The following is an 829-nucleotide window of genomic DNA, read 5'->3' as shown; positions in this document are numbered from 1 at the left end:
GGGAATAGGTTGGGTCGATAACGCCACTGGTTTCACAGTGATAGGAATTGTAAAATTATTGGCCGTTGGCTTTGAATTTGGGGTGATAGCCGCCCCATTCACAACCACTGCGCTGTTTACTGGTTTAACCGTGCTATTACCCCATGTGAATTGATAGCCGACTGAACTGTTATCTTTCACATTAATAATTCCACTGTTAGCGTTATTCGCGCCATCTCGACCAGAAAAACTAAGGGTGTAAGCAGGCAGTAGCCCATTACAGGTAAACGCCACATTAATGGTTTTCCCTGCTATCGCGTTTGCTTTCACATCCGTGGCAGTTTGACTACCGAATGCGACATCGTTAACCGTAACTGCACAGGAGGTATTATTGACTAAGGTCATCGATGTTGACGCACTGAATGCAACACTTTCTTTTTGCTCCGTAGTAGAGTATTGGCCTATGCGCGAATAGAAATTACGCTTTAACATATAGGTTGGATTAACGACTGTTTTTCCTGGCGGTGGTTTTTTTTGCAAATAAACCACTCCGGAATCGGTACCCCCTCCTGCCCCTACTAAATTGGTATAGCCTGATCCAGTAGTTTTATAATCGAGCACTAATATCCAAGAAGAATTGCTACAACTTCCTGTTGAACGAAATCTTAAAATACCATCCGATGAGTTTTTATCGACGGTACCTCCATTTGGGCAAACACTGGGGGCTGTACCAAATTTATCGACAATATAGATATAGTTTCCATTAGTATTTCCTGTCCCGCTTGTTGCACGCAAACATTGCCCCGAGACAACAAGCGGAACTCCAGGATTTCCAAATGTATACAGTTGG

1 protein-coding gene is annotated in these 829 nt (G+C 43.4%); it reads right to left on the bottom strand.

Annotated elements, in window-relative coordinates:
- The coding region (locus M992_RS14125; RefSeq protein ID WP_248842537.1) for a fimbrial protein at positions 1-774 on the bottom strand (774 nt) is incomplete at its 3' end.
- Between the last annotated feature and the right edge of the window lie 55 nt (positions 775-829).

Source organism: Moellerella wisconsensis ATCC 35017 (assembly GCF_001294465.1).
Lineage (GTDB): Bacteria > Pseudomonadota > Gammaproteobacteria > Enterobacterales > Enterobacteriaceae > Moellerella > Moellerella wisconsensis.
The sequence above is the reverse complement of the archived record's forward strand: the minus strand, read 5'-3'. Positions and strand labels throughout refer to the sequence as shown.